The organism is Achromobacter sp. UBA5777, assembly GCF_002418565.1.
Lineage (GTDB): Bacteria > Pseudomonadota > Gammaproteobacteria > Burkholderiales > Burkholderiaceae_B > Achromobacter > Achromobacter animicus.
The window spans coordinates 693-5,321 of sequence record NZ_DIEJ01000289.1 but is presented as its reverse complement, the minus strand read 5'-3'; the positions used below and the strand labels follow the sequence as shown (position 1 = coordinate 5,321).

Here is a 4,629-nt window from a genome sequence, read left to right as displayed (position 1 = left end):
GACGCAGGCCGGGGCGCGCGGCTACAGCATCCCGGCGGGATCGCTGGCGGACGCGCTGCCGCGTTTTGCGGACAGCGCCGGCGTGACGGTGCTGTTCGATGCGGCGCTGGTGGGCCAGCGCCGCACCGCCGGACTGCAGGGGGCGTACTCCGTGCATGAAGGGTTCGCGCGTCTTCTGGCGGGCAGCGGGCTGGGCGTGCAGGAACGCAGCGCGGGCGTCTTCGTGCTGCAGGCGTTGCCGCAGGGCAGCGTGACGCAGCTTGCGCCGGTGCAGATCGACGGCGAAGCGGCCGTCGTCACGCCCGCGTGGGAAACCAGCACCGATCGCCGCCGCCTGGACGATCTGCAGATCCGCAACTGGACCGACCTGAGCCGGCGCGCCGAACCGGGCGTGAACTTCAATCGCACGACCAACAGCATCAACATCCGCGGCCTGGATCAGGACCGTGTGCTGACGCGGGTGGACGGCATCCGCCTGCCGTGGCTGGACGACGGCGCGCGCGGCGTGAAGGGCGGCCTGGAAGCGGTGGATTTCAACAGCCTGTCGCGCCTGGACATCGTGCGCGGCGCGGACGCCACGGGCGGCGGCTCGGGCGCGATTTCGGGCATTGCCGACCTGCACACCCTGAATCCGGCGGATCTGCTGGGCGGCGGCAAGACCTTTGGCGCGCTGGCCAAGACCGATTACGACTCCGCCGACAACAGCTGGGGCGCCAACGCCGCGCTGGCCGGCCAGATCCACAGCAATACGTTCTGGCTGGTGCAGGCCGGCGTGCGCAACGGCCACGAACTGGATAACCGCGGCGACGTCGGCGGCTACGGCGCCAGCCGCAGCAAGCCCAGCCCCGAAGACTACGACCAGCGCAGCTTCCTCATGAAGCTGCAGCAGCGCGTGGACGGCGCGCATCTGTTCGGCCTGACGGGCGAATACTTCAAGCGCAATGCCGACATCGACAACAAGTGGGAGCAGGGCCCCGGCACCAGCTATCTCATCGGCGAAAACAGCACCCGCAAGGAAACCGAGCGCGAGCGCGTGTCGTTCGACTACACGTACACGGCGCCGGACTCGGGCAGCCTGGTCGACACCGCACACGCCGTTGTGTATTGGCAGCGCGTGCGACTGGACAACTCGCTGGACGGCATCCGCGGCGTCGATGCGCGCGCGTTCATCAGGCCGGGCGATCCGTTCCGCTACGGCTTTCCCAACGGTCCCTACGGCCGCAGCAATTCGATCCAGCAGACGCTCTTCGGGGCCAGCACGGAGTTCACCAAGCGCATCGCGGGCGCGTCGGTATCCCAGCTGTGGTCGTTCGGCGGCGAGTGGTACGGCAACAAGACCGAGCAGAATTCCAGCGGCTACGACAACTGCCCGGTGATCCGACCCGGCACGCTCGCGCCGTTCGGCCCGCGCGCGTGCGACATGCTGCACACCAACCAGGCCGACGTGCCGCAGTCCAAGGGCAATCAATGGGCGCTGTGGGTGCAGGACGAGTTCAGCTTTGCCGATGGCAAATACACGCTGGCGCCGGCCTTGCGCTACGACCACTACGAGCAACGGCCGCAGTCCACCGCCGGCTATGAAAGCAATCCCAACGCGGCCGCGCTGCCGCCCAGCAACAGCGGCAGCCGCTTCTCGCCCAAGCTGCTGGGTACGTGGCGGGCGGCCGAGCAGCTCAGCCTCTATGCGCAGTACGCCTACGGCTTCAAAGCGCCCAGCGCCACGCAGCTCTACACCAACTACGGCGGCCCCGGCACCTATCTGCGCGTGGGCAATCCGTACCTGAAACCCGAAACCAGCAAGGGCTGGGAACTGGGCGCCAAGCTCGGTACCGACGACCTCGGCGGTGCGGTATCGTTCTTTGATAATCGTTATCAGAACTTTATCGATGGCGATGTGCCGCTGAATCCCAATTCGCCGCAGTGGCAGCCGGGTTGGGCGGGGCAGTATCCGCTGGGCGTGACCGGCAACGTCAACCGCGCCAAGGTCCGCATCTACGGCGCCGAGGCCAGCGCGCACTGGAAGTTTGCGCCGGGTTGGCGCACGTGGGGCTCGCTGGCTTGGGCGGTGGGCAAGGACGAGGGCACGGGGCAGTACCTGAACTCCGTCGCGCCGCTCAAGGCGATACTTGGCGTCGGGTATGGCCGCGACGTGTGGGGCGTGGACGCCATGCTCACCACAGCCATGCAGCGCAACAAGGTCGAGTATCCCGATGCGTCGCCCGACGCGCCCAATCCCGACTTCAAGGCGCCGGGGTATGGCGTGGTGGACCTGATGGGCTACTGGCGTCCGGCCGCGGTGAAGGGCTTGCAGGTGCAGGCGGGCGTGTTCAACCTGTTCGACAAGAAGTACTGGGAGGCCATCAACGTGCCGACCGCGGGCGCCACCGCGATCCCGCGTGCGGTGGATTGGTACACGGAACCGGGACGCAGCGTGCGCGTCTCACTGACTTATCAATATTGAGTTCGGTCCGCCGCCATTCGGCGCTGACCGGACCGGCGGCGGTTTTCTGCAGTGTTTTTTTGCACCGGCCGGAGGGCCTACGATGACGAATACCGATTTCTCGACCCGCGCTGAAGAACTGCGTGCCCGCAATGAGGCGCTGGCGGCGTCGCAACCCGGGCTGCGCGCCCGCAATCTGGCCCAAGCGTTGGGCGTGTCCGAGGCCGAGTGGGTGGCTGCGGGCTGTGGCGGCGTGAAGGCGACGGCGCTGCATGGCACGCCGCAAGAGATCTTCCGCGAACTGGGCACGCTAAGCGAAGTGATGGCGCTGACGCGCAACGACTGGTGTGTGCACGAGCGTCATGGCGTGTATGAGGACATCCAGGCCGACGGTCCGGTAGGTCTGGTGCTGGGACCGGACATCGACCTGCGCGTGTTCTTCACTGCATGGAAGTCGGCCTGGGCAGTCGAGCAGGACGGCCGCCAGAGCCTGCAGTTCTTCGACGGCGCGGGCGTGGCGGTGCACAAGGTCTACCGCACCGACGGCACGGACGCCGCCGCGTGGGACGCGCTGGTCGCGCGCTTCGCGGGCGAGTCGCAATGGCCCGTAGCCCAAGCCTACGCGCCGTTCGCCGACGCCGAGCAGGTCGAGGACGCGTCCGCCTGGCGCGAAGCGTGGCTGGGCATGAAGGACACGCACGAGTTCTTCCCGCTGCTGCGCAAGTTCAAGGTGTCGCGCCTGGCGGCGCTGACGGCGGCCGGCGAAGACCTGGCGCAGCCGGTGCCTGCCGACGCCGTGGAGCGCATGCTGCAATCGGCGGCCGAATCGGGCCTGCGCATCATGTGCTTCGTGGGCAACCGCGGCATGATCCAGATCCACTCCGGTCCGGTGCAGTCGCTGCGCCGCACGGGCCCGTGGTTCAACGTGCTGGATCCCAAGTTCAACCTGCACCTGGACACCACGGCCATCGCGTCGGCCTGGGTGGTCAACAAGCCGACGACCGACGGCTGGGTCACCTCGCTGGAGGTGTACGCCAGCACGGGCGACCTGATCGTGCAGTTCTTCGGTGAACGCAAACCCGGCCAGCGGGAAATCCCGCAATGGCGCGACCTGATGGTCAGCCTTTGCAGCGCGCCGCTGGCCGCTTGAGCGCATAAGGAAACGAGAGCGATGAAGAAATGGTTGGCAGTGGCGGCCTGGTTGTTGGCGGCAGGCGCGCAGGCGGCACCGCCCGAACGGGTGGTGACCTTGGGCGGCACCGTGACCGAGATCGTGTATCAGCTCGGGCAGGGCGGCAAGCTGGTGGGAGACGATCTCTCCAGCCTGTACCCGGAGGCCGCGACCAAGCTGCCGCGCGTCGGCTATTACCGTGCGGTGCCGGTGGAAGGCGTGCTGGCGCTCAAGCCGGATCTGGTGCTGGCCTCCGAGCAGGCCGGTCCGCCGGACGCGCTCAAGCGGCTGGGCGACGTCGGCGTGCGCATCGTCACCGTGCCGGACGCGCCGTCGGTGGATTCGCTGAAAGCGCGCATCCGCAACATCGCCGAGGCGCTGGACGTGGCCCCGGCGGGTGAAGCGCTGGTGACCGAGATCACCCGCGACCTGAAGGCGGTCGAGGCAATTCCGGTCACCGGCGCGCGCGCCATCCTGGTGATGAACCGCACCGGCACGCTGCAAGGCGCGGGCGGCGGCACGGCGGCCAACGAAGTCATGACGATGGCGGGGTTGGCCAATGTGCTCAAGGACCAGCAGGGCTACAAGCCGCTCTCGGCCGAAGCGGTCAGCGCGCTGGCGCCCGACGTCATCGTCGTGACGCGCACTTCGCTGGAAGCTTCCGGCGGCGTGGACAAGCTGCTGGCGCTGCCGGGCCTGGCTTCCACGCCCGCCGCCGCGCGCAAGCGCGTCATCGTCATGGACGACCTGCTCCTCTTGGGCATGGGCCCGCGCCTGCCGTTGGCGCTGACCGAACTCAAGCGGGAGGCGGCCGGTGTCATGGGGCGCTAGCGCAAAGCGCGTCTCCGCGCCGCTGGCGCTGGCAGTGCTGGGCGCCGTGCTGGCGCTGGTGGCGCTGGCCGCCAGCAGCAGCGGCGCGGTGCAGATTCCGCTGCGCGACATGCCCATGCTGCTGTTTGGCGACCCCGCGCCTGGCGATACGCTCTGGCGCAACGTCCTGATCGACATCCGGCTGCCG

3 protein-coding genes and 1 pseudogene are annotated in these 4,629 nt (G+C 68.3%); all 4 read left to right on the top strand.

Annotated features, from left to right (window positions below; genetic code table 11):
• Positions 1-2,461: TonB-dependent receptor (locus B3446_RS25160; protein WP_291386550.1), on the top strand; the 2,461-nt coding region annotated here is incomplete at its 5' end.
• 82 nt (positions 2,462-2,543) lie between these two features.
• Entirely contained in the window at positions 2,544-3,590 is a 1,047-nt protein-coding gene (locus tag B3446_RS25155) for a hemin-degrading factor (RefSeq protein WP_291386548.1), read from the top strand.
• Positions 3,591-3,611: 21 nt separating this feature from the next.
• Complete coding sequence (locus tag B3446_RS25150; protein WP_291386546.1) at positions 3,612-4,442, top strand: heme/hemin ABC transporter substrate-binding protein; 831 nt, start codon at positions 3,612-3,614, stop codon at positions 4,440-4,442.
• 37 nt (positions 4,443-4,479) lie between these two features.
• A pseudogene (locus B3446_RS25145) lies at positions 4,480-4,629 on the top strand (iron ABC transporter); the annotation flags it as partial.